The 16,786-nt window shown below is 43.6% G+C and carries 18 protein-coding genes; 16 read left to right on the plus strand and 2 right to left on the minus strand.

The features are described 5' to 3' along the window. Nucleotides 1-57: 57 nt before the first annotated feature. Nucleotides 58-3,354, plus strand: a complete 3,297-nt coding sequence (locus tag RMO55_RS08040) for a DUF4157 domain-containing protein (protein ID WP_310425628.1) — start codon at nt 58-60, stop codon at nt 3,352-3,354. A gap of 178 nt (nt 3,355-3,532) precedes the next feature. Here the strand turns inward: RMO55_RS08040 and RMO55_RS08045 are convergent, their stop codons facing one another. Continuing rightward, the gene (locus tag RMO55_RS08045; protein ID WP_310425629.1) at nt 3,533-4,156 is read right to left on the minus strand and encodes a cupin domain-containing protein; all 624 of its coding nucleotides are present in this window, start codon (nt 4,154-4,156) and stop codon (nt 3,533-3,535) included. Between the two features lie 51 nt (nt 4,157-4,207). Beyond that, nucleotides 4,208-4,762 (minus strand): sigma-70 family RNA polymerase sigma factor, encoded by a 555-nt coding sequence (locus RMO55_RS08050; protein ID WP_310425630.1) that lies wholly within the window; start codon nt 4,760-4,762, stop codon nt 4,208-4,210. Between the two features lie 202 nt (nt 4,763-4,964). Here RMO55_RS08050 and RMO55_RS08055 point away from each other — a divergent pair, with 202 nt between their 5' ends. The 15 genes from RMO55_RS08055 (at nt 4,965) to RMO55_RS08125 (ending at nt 16,493) form a co-directional block, all read left to right on the plus strand. Continuing rightward, nucleotides 4,965-6,185 (plus strand): DUF4331 domain-containing protein, encoded by a 1,221-nt coding sequence (locus RMO55_RS08055; RefSeq protein WP_396134222.1) that lies wholly within the window; start codon nt 4,965-4,967, stop codon nt 6,183-6,185. Nucleotides 6,186-6,293: 108 nt separating this feature from the next. After that, nucleotides 6,294-6,776, plus strand: coding sequence for an MEKHLA domain-containing protein (locus RMO55_RS08060; protein ID WP_310425633.1), 483 nt, complete (start codon nt 6,294-6,296; stop codon nt 6,774-6,776). A 135-nt stretch (nt 6,777-6,911) separates the two neighbouring features. Beyond that, complete coding sequence (locus tag RMO55_RS08065) at nt 6,912-7,424, plus strand: hypothetical protein (RefSeq protein WP_310425634.1); 513 nt, start codon at nt 6,912-6,914, stop codon at nt 7,422-7,424. 138 nt (nt 7,425-7,562) lie between these two features. Continuing rightward, nucleotides 7,563-8,942, plus strand: coding sequence for a tetratricopeptide repeat protein (locus tag RMO55_RS08070; protein WP_310425636.1), 1,380 nt, complete (start codon nt 7,563-7,565; stop codon nt 8,940-8,942). Nucleotides 8,943-9,378: 436 nt separating this feature from the next. Further along, nucleotides 9,379-10,110, plus strand: coding sequence for a DUF6683 family protein (locus tag RMO55_RS08075; protein ID WP_310425638.1), 732 nt, complete (start codon nt 9,379-9,381; stop codon nt 10,108-10,110). 82 nt (nt 10,111-10,192) lie between these two features. Continuing rightward, nucleotides 10,193-10,948, plus strand: a complete 756-nt coding sequence (locus RMO55_RS08080; RefSeq protein ID WP_310425640.1) for a DUF6683 family protein — start codon at nt 10,193-10,195, stop codon at nt 10,946-10,948. Between the two features lie 16 nt (nt 10,949-10,964). Next, on the plus strand, nt 10,965-11,846 hold the full coding sequence (locus RMO55_RS08085) for a DUF6683 family protein (protein ID WP_310425642.1): 882 nt from the start codon (nt 10,965-10,967) through the stop codon (nt 11,844-11,846). 43 nt (nt 11,847-11,889) lie between these two features. After that, the gene (locus RMO55_RS08090; RefSeq protein WP_310425644.1) at nt 11,890-12,450 is read left to right on the plus strand and encodes a hypothetical protein; all 561 of its coding nucleotides are present in this window, start codon (nt 11,890-11,892) and stop codon (nt 12,448-12,450) included. Nucleotides 12,451-12,458: 8 nt separating this feature from the next. Continuing rightward, the gene (locus RMO55_RS08095; RefSeq protein WP_310425646.1) at nt 12,459-13,592 is read left to right on the plus strand and encodes a HupE/UreJ family protein; all 1,134 of its coding nucleotides are present in this window, start codon (nt 12,459-12,461) and stop codon (nt 13,590-13,592) included. Between the two features lie 154 nt (nt 13,593-13,746). Further along, nucleotides 13,747-14,316 (plus strand): Uma2 family endonuclease, encoded by a 570-nt coding sequence (locus RMO55_RS08100; RefSeq protein ID WP_396134223.1) that lies wholly within the window; start codon nt 13,747-13,749, stop codon nt 14,314-14,316. Nucleotides 14,317-14,668: 352 nt separating this feature from the next. Beyond that, nucleotides 14,669-14,947 (plus strand): hypothetical protein, encoded by a 279-nt coding sequence (locus RMO55_RS08105; protein WP_310425648.1) that lies wholly within the window; start codon nt 14,669-14,671, stop codon nt 14,945-14,947. Continuing rightward, nucleotides 14,944-15,255: a type II toxin-antitoxin system RelE/ParE family toxin gene (locus RMO55_RS08110; RefSeq protein WP_310425650.1), complete on the plus strand. Its 312-nt coding sequence runs from the start codon at nt 14,944-14,946 to the stop codon at nt 15,253-15,255. The genes RMO55_RS08105 and RMO55_RS08110 overlap by 4 nt, the downstream gene beginning before the upstream one ends. A 174-nt stretch (nt 15,256-15,429) precedes the next feature. Further along, nucleotides 15,430-15,555 carry a hypothetical protein gene (locus tag RMO55_RS08115; RefSeq protein WP_310425652.1) on the plus strand — a complete coding sequence of 42 codons (126 nt, stop codon included), beginning with the start codon at nt 15,430-15,432 and terminating at the stop codon, nt 15,553-15,555. Between the two features lie 356 nt (nt 15,556-15,911). Then, the gene (locus tag RMO55_RS08120) at nt 15,912-16,124 is read left to right on the plus strand and encodes a hypothetical protein (RefSeq protein WP_310425654.1); all 213 of its coding nucleotides are present in this window, start codon (nt 15,912-15,914) and stop codon (nt 16,122-16,124) included. Between the two features lie 180 nt (nt 16,125-16,304). Then, nucleotides 16,305-16,493, plus strand: a complete 189-nt coding sequence (locus tag RMO55_RS08125; protein WP_310425656.1) for a PEP-CTERM sorting domain-containing protein — start codon at nt 16,305-16,307, stop codon at nt 16,491-16,493. Nucleotides 16,494-16,786 lie beyond the last annotated feature (293 nt).

Raw genomic sequence — 16,786 nt, forward strand, 5'->3', positions numbered from 1 at the left:
AGTCCCCCTTTTTAAGGGGGATTCACACCAATTTCACTTTTCCCCAGAGAGGTCTATTTGAAAACCCTCCAACACAAGACTATCAGCCGTGCGGCGATCGTTCAAAAGCCAGCCGCCCCGAAGGGCGTGCAGCGCAAAGCAGTGGCGGCAAAAGGTTTAGTACAGCTTCAATCCTCAATCAAAGTATCGTCTCCCACAGATCCAGCGGAAAAAGAAGCCGATACTACCGCCAAAAAGATTATGCGGATGTCAGCACCTGCCAGCTCTGGCTCCATGCACATGGGCAGTGGTATGGAACAGAAAATTCAGCCTAAATTGAGATCGCCCTACATCAGTCGCTTTGCCAATTCAGGCATCTTCACCCAGCGTCAACCAGAACACCCGATTTACCGCCAAGCAGAAGGAGGACAGCCAACTGTCACCTCCAATATGGCGGCAGATATCCAAAATAGTACCGCTGCTGGCTCACCCTTACCCCCCAGCGTCCGCAGCTTCATGGAACCCCGCTTCCAGGCTGATTTTAGCAATGTCAAGATTCATACTGGCGATAATTCAGCCAAACTGAATCGCCAATTGAATGCCCAAGCCTTTACAACAAGCAATCAAATCTTCTTCGGCAAAGACAAATTTCAACCAGAGAGCGAGGACGGCAAAGAACTAATCGCCCACGAACTCACCCACACGATCCAGCAGGGCGCGGCGATTCAGCGCAGTGAGGATGTGACTGTCACCCAGAGATCGCAACCCACGATCCAACGCTTGGGACTCAGCGATGCCCTCGGCTACTTCGCTGACAAAGCCAATCTCATCCCAGGTTTTCGGATGTTCACCATTATTTTGGGCGTGAATCCGATTAACATGAGTGCTGTCGATCGCAGTGCCGCTAATATTCTCCGCGCGATCGTCGAATTTCTCCCTGGCGGCGGACTGATTACCAAAGCCCTAGATAATTATGGCGTATTTGAAAAAGTTGGCAACTGGGTCGAGCAACAAATTAAAACCCTGGGACTAGTTGGCAGTAGTATTAAGCAGGCAATTAGTGCCTTCCTCGATTCCCTGAGTTGGCGGGATATTTTCGACCTTGGGGGAGTCTGGAATCGTGCCAAACGGATTTTTACCGAACCGATCGATCGAATTATCAGTTTTGGCAAAGGACTAATCACTGGCATCATCAAATTCGTCAAAGATGCCATTCTCAAGCCCCTAGCTGCCCTGGCACAAGGCACAAAAGGCTACGACCTGCTCAAAGCCATTCTCGGCTCAGACCCCATCACAGGCGAACCTGTCCCCCGCACCGCCGACAACCTGATCGGTGGGTTTATGAAACTGATCGGACAGGAAGAAGTTTGGGAAAACATCAAAAAAGGCAACGCGATCGCCCGTGCCTGGGCTTGGTTCCAGGGTGCGCTTGCGGGTTTAATGGGCTTTGTCAATACTGTGCCGCGCAAGATTATTGACACGATTACCTCCCTGACGATCGAAGACATCGTTACTATTGCCAGTGCTTTTACCAAAGTAGTCGGCACATTTGTCAACATCGCCACGGATTTCATCAATTGGGGTCTAAAACAAGTTATCGCTCTGCTGGAAATTCTGTTCTCGGTGGTAGCACCAAACGTCATTCCTTACATCAAGAAAGCCCAAGCTGCTTTCACAACTATTGTCAAAAATCCCGTTGCCTTTGTTGGTAATTTGGTCAGAGCTGGCAAACTGGGATTCCAGATGTTTGCAGACAACATTCTCCAACATTTAAAAACAGCTTTAATCAAGTGGATCGTGGGGCCATTGGGTGATGCGAACGTCTATATTCCCCAATCTTTTAGTTTGTTGGAAATCGTCAAATTGGTGCTGTCAGTGGTGGGTTTGTCCTGGGCAAACATCCGCAGCAAATTAGTAAAAATCATCCCCGAACCAGTATTAGTCGCACTAGAAAAAACTGCCAGTATTTTGGTCACATTAGTCAAAGATGGCCCCGCCGCCGCCTGGGAACAAATCAAAACCGAATTGAGCGATCTAAAAGACCAAATGATCGCTCAAGTTACCGAAATGATTACCACCGAGGTTGTCAAGGCAGCGGTAATGAAATTAGTAAGTATGCTCAACCCAGCGGGTGCCGTTGTACAAGCGATCCTTGCAATTTATAATACCGTCTCTTTCTTTATCGATAAAATCAACCAAATTGGTGCTGTTGTTGCATCCTTTATTGATTCTATTTCAGCGATTGCTAATGGTCAGGTGGGCGATGCTGCCAAAAATGTCGAGAGCACAATGGCAAATATGCTAACGATTGTTATCGGATTTTTGGCTAAGTTTGCTAGCTTAGGCAATATCCCGAATAAGGTAGTTGGGATAATTAAGAAGATTCGATCGCCGATCGATAAAGGTCTAGATAAGATCGTCGTTTGGCTGGGGAATATACTGAAGAAAACCGGAGGATCTTTGATGGGTACTGCGAGTAAGTTATTCGCCTGGTGGAATACCAAAAAAACATTCAAAGCAGAAGACGGCAATCAACATAAAATATATTTTGAAGGAGAAGGCAATAATGCAAGTCTAATGGTCGCATCAACAGTAATGGCAGTAGGTTCTGCTATTAGTGCGGCTAAGTCTAAGACAACTAAACAATCAGAAAAAGATGCTGTCTCTACAGCGAATGGGTTGAAGAAACAGGCAGAAGATGTCATTAAGAGATTGCAATCAACAGCTCCTGGTGCTTACGATCCAAAAGACATCGATTTGGTGAACAATATTCTTAATCAACTTGCGGATCAGATGAAAATATTATTGCCACTAATTGCTCCTCAATCTGCAACAAGTCCTTCTAATCTTTCTGTAGTAGTAGGCGATCTAATTAATTATAACGGCAGATACTGGGTAATCACCGTTGCGACTTCTCCCCTGGTGAAATATAAGCGACTCTTGCCCGTAATTAAAAGCAGTAATGCCGATGGTAGAGATATTCAGGCTTTTGAAAAGGATTTTAAAGCTGGACTCATAAGTAAAATAAATGACAAGTTGACTAAGCGTCAGTTATACCTAGGATCGACACCTTCTAAAACCTCCAATGTTGGCAAAGAAGTTCAGAAGAGAATGATTGCTATGAATAAGTTTAATGTTACAAGCAATCAGTTTTTAAACTCACGAAATGGTAAGTGGTATTCTTTCAGTCAGGCAGATATGGGACACATTATTGATGCTTCTTCATGGTGGAATAGCAATGGAAGATTTAAGGGGCCACAATCGCCAGAAGTCTTTCAGTTTATGAAAGACCCTGATAACTACGAATTTGAAGAAAGTGGTCAAAATAGTTCCCGTGGTGCAAGTGCTCCCAATTATCTCCCCCCAGCTACGTAAATTTGCACGCACTATTGCCTCCAAAAAGAACTTATTACGACGTTTGCGCTCGCTAGATCCCCGACTTCTCTGAGAAGTCGGGGATCTGAATATGTCCTAACTAGTGCGGCAGTTGCTATCATTAATCATCGAGATCGAGTTTTTTTACTCTAATTCGATCGAGCTAAAAGAAACGCCATTAAATCGATCGAATAACCAAATTTTCGTCATAATTATCATCGATACAAGCCCGAATTAAGAACATACAACCCGTACTAGTCGATGGTGCGTGGATTGAATTGGGATACGATCGAATATAGTCCCCTGCGAGATAAACTTCCCCGTCAAGAACTAGTTCTCCTTCCAACATATAGATCTCTTCAATCCCGTGATGTTGATGGAGTGGATAAGTGACTCCAGCAGCAGCTTTGACTAGGAGATTTCGCATCCGATTTATTTCATCGATAAATAAAACCACAACTTCTACGCCCTCCATCCGGTGGGGCTTCCATTGCATATTCTCAGCTTTGATGGCAAACATCTTGAGAGCTGGTGTCAATGCTGGTGGATTTTCAGGGACAGATTCAACCGGATCTAAACCCAATCTGTCGAATAATCGATCCTTGAGATCTGTCGCCATTGGCATCGGTTCGGCACCATAAGGGATCGTGCCTACCGCAGTTTGGTAGCCTGCCAGTTCTTCAGCCAAATCTGGACACTCCAGTACTTGGGCTTCTACCCAGAGTCGTTCTTCCAGATCTAGTAAATTGAGTGCGTATAGTGGCGCAAGTTCGCAGAAACAGCGATGGTCATCTTTCATCATACAGATAGGGTTCGGGGATTAATTATTGTCTGAGTTTTGCCTGCTCACTATTTAAGATTCGCCTTCAAAAGTTACTTTTAGTTTACTTAATCCCAACCGCAACCGAGTTTTTACCGTTCCGAGTGAAAGTCCAGTAGCTGCGGCAATTTCGGTATGAGTAAGACCTTGATAATAAGCCATCTCAATTACCTGGCGTTGTTCTGGCGGAATCCGACTTAAAGCAGCGAGTACTTGTTGTCGTCGTTCAAGAATTTCGACAGCTTCAATTGGATCTACGCTAGCAGTTGGAAATTCGATCTCTTTCCCAGTAGAAATTGCCTCATGAATTTTATTGAGTCGTTGGAATTTACGTAACCGATCCAGAATTCGACTGCGGGCGAGGGTGAAAATCCACTGTTCGACAGAACCTTTATCAGAGTCGAACCTGTCGGCAATCTTCCAGATTTGGGCAAATACATCTAAGACAACTTCCTCACAATCCTCTACTGAGTTTAGGCTCTTCCAGGCGATCGCGTAAATCATGCGGGAATATCGATCGTATAGCTGAGATAGTGCAGTCCGATCTCCCTCGGCGATTTTTGTGAGTAAATTTGCTGCTTCAACCATTGACTGCAAAAGACCGAGAATGCTGTGATAGCTCCAGTCTATCCGACGATCGTGACATTCCCTTTCTCGATCGCAAATTTTTTCGCTCGTCCAGAGATCCGTTTGCGAAATGGGCGCGTATAACTATACAGATTGGCAGATTGAGATGAAGTCTCATCTAAAGATCGCTAACCGCTCGATTTATAATGGCAAAAGATTAAATATGTCACTTTCAACTTTTAAACTCCCCCAACTTAGCTGGAAAAAATCGCTAATTCTCAGTGGAATCTCGATCGCAGCTCTCCTAGCTGCAACTAGTTTACCTGGATATCTGATGGCTTCCGATCACGATGATGGCGAAGTCGATGCCAAAGGTCGGAGTTTAAATTTAACCGACTTATATGCATTTCGAGAAAAAGATCAAAATCCTGGTGCAAAAGATGGCGATTTAGTATTAATGATGAATACTAATCCTCGATCGGTTGCTCGTCAACAATACTTTTTTAGCACTAATGCTCGCTATGAATTTAAACTGAGTCGGGTTGCTGATAAAGAGGCTACACCTACCGGACAAGAAGATGTTACCCTTCGATTTGAATTTAGCCCGCCTAACGAGAGAAACCACCAGCAAATTAAATTTACTGTTATCAAAGACGGTAAAGAAACCTCTGCTACAAATTTGCGGACCACGGCTCTAAATGAGAAACCAGTTGTCAATCAATTAGGTGCGAATGGCTCCAAAATCGCCGTATTTGCTGGGTTGCGAGAAGATCCCTTCTTCTTTGATGTCGAACAGTTTTTCCGCGTCCGTGCGGGCGCATTAGGCACAGGGCCAGCCGTTGGTTTCCGTCCCAACAACCAAGCGATCGATTTTGCTAAAGGTTACAACGTGAATGCGATCGCCGTGCGGATTCCTCAGCAGTTTCTTCAAGGCAAAACTGGTAGCAATGTCTATGATATCTGGGAGACAATTTCGCTCCGAGATCCCTCAACTGGCAAATACCAGCAAGTCGAACGTTTAGGTCGTCCTGGCATTAATGAAGGCTTAATTACCAGCAACAATTTACTCAATATCTTCAATAGCGTACCACCTACCGCAGATCTCAGTCCTGCGGCTGGGCCAATTGGGGCAGAAGCCGCTCGGACGCTTAAAGCCTTGGGAAATAATCCCGATCGAACTAAAGCGTTATTAAATGCCTTTTTACCAGATGTCATGCGGATTGATACTACTGGAAACAGCGGTTATGCCAATGCGCTTAATGCTAAAGGTAGTCCTATTCGCGGTCGGATGCTCAAGGATGATGTCATCGATATTACGCTGAGTGTACTCACCAACGGCGCAGTAAAAGGCGATAACGTTTCTTATGATGGCCCTGGCGGTAATGCCGCCCAAGGGCATAAGGCTCTGGAACCAAATTTTCCCTATTTAGCGTTACCAAATTAGTTCCGTAGGGTGTGTTAGGCGCAGCCATAACGCACCCGATCTTGTTTGTTTTGGTGCGTTACGCTGTCACTAACGCACCCTACGAAATCGATCGCCAGAATTAAATAAATGATTAAATCGACTCTTGCTATTCCTTGTGCTGACAATGATTATCTTCAAGAACATGTCTTAATTATGCTAGAGAATTTAAAAAAATGGACGGGTTTCGATCTGATTAAAGAGTATGGATTTTCATTAGATAAATTAGGCGAACAGATATTTAATGCCGACTTTTATATTTTGAGCCACGATACTGGGGCAGATCCAATCTTGAACTATGGCAACGATCGAGTCCTCAAACAATGGGAAGTTTCCTGGGAAGAATTGACTAATATGCACTCCAGAGAGACTGCAAAACCAGTCGATCGATCGGATCGATCGACAGCAATGGAGCATGTCAAAAAGTATAACTATATCAGTGGATATAGCGGCAAGCGTATTAGTAAAACAGGTAAAGAGTTTCAAATATTAGACGTAACAATTTGGAATCTTTTTACCAATAATGGCGACTCTTATGGACAGGCTGCTTGGTTTCGCTCGATCGGCAAATGAATATTGTAGCTAACTGTCATGAAATATGCCCTATTTTCCACTCTCATCATCCTAGGGATGACAATAATCACATCTCCCGCTTCCGCTCAATTTTCTTCTTTTCCATCAAGCTCCGACAGTTGTTCCAATCTATGTGTGAAACTCGATCTTGGTTCGGCAAATAATGACAGTTCTTTCAGTAGTGGTTTTAATAATGGTTTTAATAGTAGTACTAGTACTGGTGCCAATAATCTCCGGTGGCAGGTAGGTGTTACTTGGCGACCGAATCCGCCTGAAATTATCCAAGTAGAAGGGGATAAAGTCAAACAGCGATTAGACGATAATCGCAGTTTAATGATTTCCTTAGCAGAGGCAATTTCTCAAAACAGAACGGAAATGGCGCGTGGTTTAGCAATACTTTTAGCTCCACGATTGGGCTATACCGATCCGCGCAAACTACTGGCAGAGATGAAAGAAGGAGCTAGCAATATTCGTCCAGCTCCAGTCGAAATTACCAAAGAATCGACAAATATTAATCCACCAACTATCGATCGAAAAGAAGGGTTGCCAAATACTATTCCACCTACTATCGAGACTCCCAAAGGAACTATAAATACTAACCCAGTTCCAGTCGAAACACCAAGTTCACCCCCCATCGAACTTCGATAAATTACGTTGCTGAATTGATGTATGATTCACCATTCTCCCAACAAATAGTTATCCTTTCCCTCCCCGCTCTCTTCCCTAGTTTTTCATACCTGAATTTAGCAACGCCCGATAAATTACTATTTAAACTAATTAATTACCATGCAACTTTCTGCCCCCAAAAGATCGTCTCAACATAAATTAATCTCGATTTTGGCGATCGTGGGAATTGGGATCTCGATCGGATCTTATCTCGTCCTTTCTGCTCCCCGTGGCAATCCAGCTTGGCAATATCGCTTTCAGCGTCCAGAAGTGGGGACGATTACCAAAAATATCCAACGGGAAATCGCCTTTCACCAAGGGCGGATTCAACAACAACCGACTGCCGGATTGGAGCGAGCAGCACTGGCACAATCCTATCTAAAAATGGCCCGAGCCACTGGGGAGAGCAGTTGGTACCTACTCGCCCAACAAACCGCCCAGCAGTCGCTCGCGCAGCTATCAATCGATAATCATGGTGCAACCCTAGTGCTCGCCAAAGTAGCGGTATCCAAACATGAGTTTCCCGAAGCCTTAGCCCTGCTCGAAAAACTTCCTCCCCAAGCTGAATCTTTATCCCTATTAACTACGATCCATCTTGCCTTGGGCAATGTGACAAAGGCGCGGCAAACGGCAGATATTTTAGCCCAAAGAATGCCGACACTAAATAATTTCGCGCTCAAAGGCTTGGTAGCAGTTGCGCAGGGACAAGATCGAGCGGCTATTAATAGTTTTGAAGCGGCGATCTCGGCGGAAGAGCCTGACGAGGCGGGAAGCTCGGCTTGGGTGCGAACATTATTAGGGCGGCTATATTATAAACGGGGACAACTCCAGCAGGCAGAGGAGCTATATCGATCTGCTCTAGACATTTTGCCGAAATATTCGCCAGCATTATTAAATATGGCAGAATTAGCTGTCAGACGATGGCAGAGCGATCCGACTCGAACGGCTGACAGACAACAGGCGATCGAATTATACGATCGATTCTTTCTGACCGATCGACAAACGCCGACGACCTACGATCATGTCGCGCTCAGAGGATTGGCGCGGGTACAAAGATTGCAAGGAAATACTGCTCAAGCTAACCAAACTTGGGAGCGGGCGGTAGCTAGATTGCGATCCGATCTGACTGGTTTCGGACATCGGCGGGAGTTGGCTCAATTATTACTAGAACGCGGACAGGAAGGAGATCGCGCCGAGGCTCTAGCCTTGATGCAAGCCGAACTTAAAATTCGCCAAGATCCGGAAACTTGGGATACCTTAGCCACTGCTTACTTACAAATGGGACAGCTAGCAGCCGCACAGCAGGCGATTCAATCGGCATTGAAATCGGGGATTAAAGATCCAGGTTTATTCGATCGAGCAGCCGCGATCGCCCAAGCGAGAGGGCAATCGGCGCAAGCACAAAAGTATCGAGAATCGATGGGATCGATCGATCCGCTATTTGATGCTGGAGCGAGACAAGCTCTCGGTTTGGGCGTAGGATTATCGGGATTAAATTAACGTGACTTCGGGATAAGGAAATAGCTACAAGCTTTTGTCAGGGCAAATCTTGATCGAATAACTTCCAGCTAAAATCCAGAAATGGAGTGAATGCCGCACCACGCTAGCGCACAAATCGACCATACGCAGCGACTCGCGCACGCCTTTGTTCCCCGACGGTTTAGCGGCGTTTTTATTCGGGGGGAACCCCCGAATAAAAAAACGACAAGACAGCGAGTCAAGACAGGAGAGTTTGAGAGGCGGCGATTTGCGCTCCTCGGGTTCCCCGAGGGTTTAGCAAATCAAGACAGCGTTCCGCCTTTCAACGGGGGGACTGGGGGTCGGAACCCCCAGATCCGGGTTCTGCCCACACTAGGAAAATCGAAACCCACTGATATATATCGTTTATCGCTCCGCTTATTACAACAACTTACGGATCCTTCTCCGAACTCACATTATGAAAGCTCGTTTTATCATCAAATTGGTAGCTGTGACACTACTATTTTCACCATCTAATTCTGCACGTGCTCAATGGTTTCCGAATCCTGCTCTCAATGCCATCCAGCTAGATGTTAATGGCGAAGCAATTCGTAGCCAAGTTCGCAATCAGAACAGCCAAGATAGGGTCAATAATGTCAAACCGATCGCCAAAACAGCTAACACTAAAAATTTCGCTTACCGTCCTTCTGTGGCTGTTAGCAACCGTAACCTCAAGAAATTTGTTGAAACCGCTCGTAAAGTAGATCCGGTAATAGCCCAAAATCTAGAACGCCTATTTGCCTCAAAAGATGTACTCGGTCAAATCCAAAAAAGCATGGTGGTGTCAGGTTTAAACTCTAATAACTTAGCTGATGCTTACGCCGTCTATTGGACTACGGCATGGTTTTGCGCGCAAGGTCGTCTTAGTGATGATTTACCAAAAGCTCAGATGGTTGCTGTCCGAAATCAGGCAGCAAATATGCTGCAAGCAATACCAAAGTTTGCAAATGCGACTGATGCCAAAAAGCAGGAAATGGCTGAAACAATGCTGCTTCAATCTGTGCTGATTTCAGCTTCGATCGACAAAGCAGAATCCGATCCAGTATTACTCGCCAAGACACAAGCGGAGATCGATCGAGAAGCAAAAAGTATAGGGCTTGATTTCGATCGCATGACTCTTACTCTCCAAGGATTTCGATCTACTAAATAAACTTGTGAAAAATTATAAAATCTCATCAAGCTTGTTACTATTTGATAAATATCACCATTCGGATTAAATTTGGAATTTTAAAATGAGACAAGTTCATCTAATTATCAGCTTATTAACTATAACAATACTATTATTGCCATTTGATTATGCCAATGCACAATTTGGCACAGGTAATTTTACTTCTGGGTATGCAACTCCGTTATATATTGGCAGAGAGTGGGGTTCTTGGACGCAGTCCCAAAAACCAAATGGAATGAATAGGAACTTCATCAAATCATTAGATCCAAAAAAGAGAAATCTGTCTGCTGCACCATCAATATTACTTACATTTAAAGTATCCAGTACCGTTCGTCGTCGTAATCTTGCTCGATTTGTTGCAACAACTCGCAAGGTCGATCCCGAAGGTGCGACCAAGATGGAGCAGCTATTTGCCTCAACCGATGTAATTGGTCAGATAAGTAAAGCCATAGCACCTTACGGATTACGCACTAACAATGTTGCTGATGCTTATGCAGTCTATTGGACTAGTGCTTGGCTTGGTTCGCAGGAGCGCAGTGATGATTTATCCACTAGACAGATGATTGCAGTAAGGAATCAGGCGGCAGAGGCTTTATTGGCAACGCTGCCCTTTAAGTCAGCAACTGATGTTCAAAAGCAAGAATTAGCCGAAGCAATGCTGATTCAGGCTGCTCTGATTGACTCTTTCTTAAACAGTGCTAAATCCGACCCAGCACTGATGGCAAAAGTAAAAGTGGCTATCACTCAAGGTGCCAAAGGCATGGGCTTAGATCTCGATCGAATGACGCTAACATCTCAAGGCTTTGAATTTACTAAATAAACTAGGAGCTTCTCTCATGCAAAATTATCTCACCGCAAATCTAATTGCTAAATTTCGGTTTTTTCATAAGTCTGGGAAAGATAATATACGGCAATGGTTTCCCGATTCAGAATTTAATCTAATTAAGCTATGCACCATACCTATTTTTGCCACTATTGTTTTAGTTGTACCAAAAATTGCCATAGCTGACTCATCCGATTATGGTGGTGGTTGGGCAGTCCCTTCATTAGATACAGCTATTTCGATCGGTAGAGATGCAATTAATCGGGCTAATTTCGATCGGGAAGTTTTAAAGAATAGCGGTTCTACAAGCAGCTCGAATTCTAATAATAATAATCCTCAGCAAAGTACGATATCTAGTTCGTCAAAAAAATTAGCTAGTTTAGAATTCAAACCATCTGTCAAAATTCGCCAGCAAAATATATCTCGATTCCTGGCAAAATTGAGTGCTAATAATCCCTCAACAGCCGGAAAAACTGCTCAGATACCCTCTGCAAATGCTGTGATGGTGCAGATCGATAAAAACATGGCATCGGTTGGCTTAAAGTCGAATAATGTTGCCGATGCTTATGCCGTTTACTGGACTAATGCATGGCTTGGTTCGCGCGGTCGGAATGAAGATTTACCTAAAGCACAAATGATTGCAGTGCGCAATCAGGCTGCAAATGCTTTGCTGTTAAACCCTAAATTTCAATCTGCAACTAATATTCAAAAACAGGAACTTGCCGAAGCACTAATTCTTCAGACAGTACTGATCTCGGCTTTTGTCAGCAATGCGAAATCTGACCCCGCGTTGATGGAAAAAGTGAAAGTTGCCATTTCTCAAGGAGCAAAAGGAATGGGGCTAGATCTCGATCGAATGAATCTCACACCTCAAGGATTTAAACCTATTAATTGAAATATAATAGTCAATTGACAGCCACATGTATTTCTTGCAAAGAATGAAAAAAGTCAATCCAAAATATTTATTAGTTTCGCTATTAATTATCAGCCTCTTTAACACTCGATCGGCGATTTCGCAAAGCGAACGTTTCACGAACGCCCAAGAACGCAAGACAGTTAAAGATTATTTTTTAAATTTGCCAGCTAACTATATCAAAATTACTCCTGGGGGTAGACAGATGAATCGCCTCGATCGAACCCAGCTTTTACAACGTGGTGGTACGATTGTCGATATTAATAATGGTTATTTACGAACTACTGGCGATACCTGCTTCCACGAAATAGTGATATTTAAAAGATCGAAACGAAGCCCATTCATTGCTATAAATACAGCCTGTACGATGGGTGATTCGATCGCGATTGTAGACCCCGATCGTAACTGGAAAGATATTACCATCCAAGTTTTCCCGATGCAAACACTCAAAACGAACAACGACATGGGAGTAACGATTAAACTACCGCGTCAAGGCAAAGTAATTACTATAAGTGAAGGCGATCCTACCGTGCGCTGGCAAATAGAATTTAAAAACGATCGCTTTCAATCTACGAAAACTTTTTAGGATTAATTATGATTTTTATCAACTTGAAAAATATTCTACGTTCTCATGCTCAATTTCATAGATATATGAGGATTTCGATCGCCTTATTATTAGGATTGGGGTTAAGTTTATCCCTGTCCACACCGAGTCAGGCTCACTGGGCAGATTTAGCAGTGGCAGATATTCAAATTAAGCAACAGCATGTTAGTGTTAATTTGACAGTACCAACAGGATTAGTCGCACAGTTCGATGATGACAAAAACAACCAATTGTCAGATTCAGAACTAACTAAACATCAAACAGCGATTCAAGATTTTCTCAATCAAAAAATTCAGTTAACATCAGCAGGACAAAAACAAAATAGTTTGGTAATAAAATCTGCTACAGCTAAAAAAATATCAGCTAATATTATTCCAACTCCTGACACCCATAGCAATTTATTATTGCAATATCAGTGGACAGCACCCTTGAGCCAATTAGAAATGAAGTACGATCTATTCGTACCAGGCGTAGATACAGCCAGGTGTCTAACCCAGGTATTCCGTGATGGTAAAGTTGATAATATCGTGTTTACACCGACATCAAAAACTGCGGCTTTAATCGATGCGCCCATTAGTCAACAAATCACTAGTTTTATTGGATTGGGAATCGAGCATATTTGGACTGGCTACGACCACATTCTATTTCTAATTAGTCTACTAATGTTAGGTGGAGAACTAGGCTATTTACTCAAAGTAGTGACCGCTTTTAGTCTGTCTCATTCAGTCACTTTATTTTTAGCCGCTTTAAATATTGTCTCTGTACCTAGTCGCTGGGTGGAGATTGCCATTGCTTTATCGATCGCGTATATTGCCTCCGAAAACTTGTGGAAGAAACAACCTCAAGCTAGATGGCAATTAGCTTTTGGTTTTGGTTTAATTCACGGGTTGGGATTTTCTTCGGTTTTGCAGGAGTTAGATTTACCTCGAACTAATTTACTCGCTTCTATAGCTAGTTTTAGTGTCGGAATTGAATTAGGTCAATTCGCGATCGTTTTAGTTGTTTATTTCCTTTTATCCTATCTCCGTAAATTCCCCTGGGATTTAACTATTCGGCGGTTAATCTCAGCCGGAGTAATTGTCATGAGTGCAATCTGGTTTTGGGAGAGAGCTTTTATGGGCTAAAGCGATCGAAATAACCCTGAATTCTGGCGATGCTCTTGCTCCAGAGGCTAATTCGACTACGCTCCCTTCGACAAGCTCAGGGCATCGCAGTACGAGTACGCCAACGAGCGGAAATGTTAAAATCCTTAAATATACTCTTGCCAGAGGTGTAGACATGACAGTTGCGATCGAGAAAATGAGTCTAGAACAATTCCTTGCCTATGACGATGGCACGGATAAGTTATATGAACTGGAAAATGGAGAGCTAATTGACATGCCATCTGAAAGCGAAATCAATCGTCGCATTGCAGCCTTTTTATTCATATATTTCAGCCAGTTGGGTATTCCAGCATATCGGTTGACGATGAAGACTGAGGTGGCGGTAAGTGGTTCGCGAGTATCTGTGCGGGTGCCAGATTTGCTGGTATTGTCTGAAGAATTAGCCACGGCAATGGATAGAGCGACTAGATCGATTGTGTTGATGGATATGCCACCACCACTATTAGTCGTTGAAGTTGTTAGTCCGAATCAAGAGAAACGAGATTATCGTTACAAGCGGAGTGAATATGCAGCGAGGGGCATAGCCGAATATTGGATTGTCGATCCGATGCAGCAAAAGGTGACAGTATTGGAATGGGTTGAGGGTTTGTATGAAGAGAATGTATTTGCAGGAGATAATCCGATCGAATCGAGTGTATTGGAAAGTGTGGATTTGACGGTCGATCGAGTTCTCCAAGGACGTTAATTGCGATTTTCACCGATCGATCTGAGTACTCTAAGGTTAGTCGATCGACAATAAATCGATCGCCTCGAAGCTGACGATCTCATTTAGCTTCGAGCCAAACCTGGAAATCTACCAAGACAATAGTACAAATGCAAGAAAAATTTCGGATTAGGGCTAGCTACTCTAGCTCTATCGATCGCTCATGCCTCAACTGCTCAAGCAGCACTAATTACTGGTGTGACTGCCACAACTGATATGGGATCGAGTTTTGCAAGGATGTTAATCGTGTTAGCAATAGTATCGATAATTTCAGGTTAAGATCTACAGTAGGCGATTCTCGTTCCGAGCAACTGAGCCAACGACTAGCAGAAATATGAATATCACACTGACTCCCGAACAGTCTCAGCTCGTACGACAAAAGCTCCAAAGCGGTCGCTATCAAAATATTGACGATCTCTTTGTTCAAGCATTCCAGCTTCTCGATGACTGGGAGGAACATAGCCTGACAGAATCCCCTGATTGGATTGCTACCACTCAGACCAAGGTTGATGCCGCGATCTCATCTCTAGCTGCTAATGGCGGTAATGATGGAGAAACAGCGATCTCTGAGCTACTCGATAAATTCCGCCAAGCGCGGGAAGCATCACAATGAATCGATACATCATTGCCGATGAAGCAATCCAAGACCTTCAGGACATTTCAGACTACTTTTTGAAAAATAATCTAGAGGCTGGCGAACAATTTCTTCAGGCTTTTAATGCCAGATGTCTCCAACTCATCCGCTTTCCCAACTTGGGGCGCAGTTATGCTCATCTTCGCCCAAACTTACTCGGATTATCCTTGCGAGGCTTTATCATTTTATACAAGATTAGTAATGATAATGATGCGATCGGGATTGAAATTCTCCGAGTTGTGAATGGCAGAAGAGATCTAGAACATATATTTGATGGGGTGAACTAAATCTACACAAATCTATGACTTGTATAAAAGTGTCTCAGATTACTGTTTTCCATCGATCGGGTAAATCGAGTAGTACTACTCTCCCCGATCGAGGCTTAAACAAAGCGCACACCCCGTGCGCGTCAAGATAGAAAGAAATACTTTTACTATCAAAAGTTGAGCCAATTTATATGGATGAAAGCAACCCCTTTCGGTAAAGCAATTATCGATCCGATCGATAAGATCTGCCCAACAATTACTTGCGATGCTCAATCAAAACTCAGCTTTGGCTTGGATACTAAGTTTGACGACCTTGACTGATTGTATTCTACCAATTTTGCAAATCTATAGCAATACCTAATAAGCATGAGTTTCGTGAAGATTTAAGCATGTTTAAGCCATTCTGTTCAACCGCTGAAAAGTGGGGGAAATGTCGATCGAGTTTTATAGGGTCATTAAATTGCGATCTTCACAGATCGATCTGGGTACTTTAAGGTTAGTCGATCGACAATACCTCGATCGCCTCGAAGCTAACAATCTCATTCAGCTTCGAGCCAAACCTGGAAATCTACCAAGACAATAGTACAAATGCACAAAAAAATTTCGGATTAGGGCTAGCTACTCTAGCTCTATCGATCGCTCACGCCTCAACTGCCCAAGCAGCACTAATTACTGGTGTGACTGCCACAACTGATATGGGGAATTTTAATAATCCTGGGGTCAGTATCAATGGTGTTGCTAATGGTTCTGGGTTGTCTTCCCTAAGCTTGAACGCCACTCATGCAGCAGCAGATTTGGGAAATTCTTGGGCTAGTGATAATGGCATTACGACAGGCATTATTACATTTAATTTGAATGGACTATATAACCTAGCTGGTTTTAGTCTGTGAAATTTTAACGCTGATACTACTATATTTTCATGGGGTATTAATGGCGTAAATATTCAAACCTCAACCGATGGCACAAATTTTAGTACTACGTTAGCAGGTGCGCCCAGTCAGTTTGCAATAGCAAGTAGCACCACTCAAAACGCAGAACAGTTCAATTTTGCTCCAGTAAATGCCGCCTATGTGCGTTTCCAGGTATTGAGTAACTATGGTGGTGGTAACAATACTGGCTTATCAGAAGTTCAATTTAATTCAGCAGATTCAGCGACATCCGTACCCGAACCGTTGACGATTTTGGGTACATTAACTGCGATGGGTGGTGATGCTACATTGAAGCGGCGACTCAGAGGTGTTAAGTCGAAATCTGTGTAGATATACTAAAAATGCTTAGAAACTGGACTTTCTAGAATTACCGCAGATCCCCGACTTCTCGAAGAAGTCGGGGATCTGACATCTCTCCAATCGATTCACAAAGTCCAGTCTTTAGCCGTTTGCACTATAGTGCGGTAGATATAGCACGATTAAAACCGCACGATTTCAATCGGCGGCGGTTGAAGACTAAGCAATATTCGATTGTAGTGTTAATCTCGATCGATATCGCAAGCAAAAAAAGAGGTAGGGGCAATTCATGAAGCGGCGGTTTTATTCGGAGGGAACCTCCGAAT

This window comes from Chamaesiphon sp. VAR_48_metabat_135_sub, from assembly GCF_031418915.1.
Lineage (GTDB): Bacteria > Cyanobacteriota > Cyanobacteriia > Cyanobacteriales > Chamaesiphonaceae > Chamaesiphon.

What these genes read in the sequence shown, in the direction of transcription:
- RMO55_RS08070 (WP_310425636.1), top strand. Translation starts at nt 7,563, where the DNA reads ATGCAACTTTCTGCCCCCAAAAGATCGTCTCAACATAAATTAATCTCG.
- RMO55_RS08085 (WP_310425642.1), top strand. Translation starts at nt 10,965, where the DNA reads ATGCAAAATTATCTCACCGCAAATCTAATTGCTAAATTTCGGTTTTTT.
- RMO55_RS08050 (WP_310425630.1), bottom strand. Translation starts at nt 4,762, where the DNA reads ATGGTTGAAGCAGCAAATTTACTCACAAAAATCGCCGAGGGAGATCGG.
- RMO55_RS08100 (WP_396134223.1), top strand. Translation starts at nt 13,747, where the DNA reads ATGACAGTTGCGATCGAGAAAATGAGTCTAGAACAATTCCTTGCCTAT.
- RMO55_RS08105 (WP_310425648.1), top strand. Translation starts at nt 14,669, where the DNA reads ATGAATATCACACTGACTCCCGAACAGTCTCAGCTCGTACGACAAAAG.
- RMO55_RS08115 (WP_310425652.1), top strand. Translation starts at nt 15,430, where the DNA reads ATGAAAGCAACCCCTTTCGGTAAAGCAATTATCGATCCGATCGATAAG.
- RMO55_RS08080 (WP_310425640.1), top strand. Translation starts at nt 10,193, where the DNA reads ATGAGACAAGTTCATCTAATTATCAGCTTATTAACTATAACAATACTA.
- RMO55_RS08095 (WP_310425646.1), top strand. Translation starts at nt 12,459, where the DNA reads ATGATTTTTATCAACTTGAAAAATATTCTACGTTCTCATGCTCAATTT.
- RMO55_RS08060 (WP_310425633.1), top strand. Translation starts at nt 6,294, where the DNA reads ATGATTAAATCGACTCTTGCTATTCCTTGTGCTGACAATGATTATCTT.
- RMO55_RS08090 (WP_310425644.1), top strand. Translation starts at nt 11,890, where the DNA reads ATGAAAAAAGTCAATCCAAAATATTTATTAGTTTCGCTATTAATTATC.
- RMO55_RS08110 (WP_310425650.1), top strand. Translation starts at nt 14,944, where the DNA reads ATGAATCGATACATCATTGCCGATGAAGCAATCCAAGACCTTCAGGAC.
- RMO55_RS08045 (WP_310425629.1), bottom strand. Translation starts at nt 4,156, where the DNA reads ATGATGAAAGATGACCATCGCTGTTTCTGCGAACTTGCGCCACTATAC.
- RMO55_RS08075 (WP_310425638.1), top strand. Translation starts at nt 9,379, where the DNA reads ATGAAAGCTCGTTTTATCATCAAATTGGTAGCTGTGACACTACTATTT.
- RMO55_RS08055 (WP_396134222.1), top strand. Translation starts at nt 4,965, where the DNA reads ATGTCACTTTCAACTTTTAAACTCCCCCAACTTAGCTGGAAAAAATCG.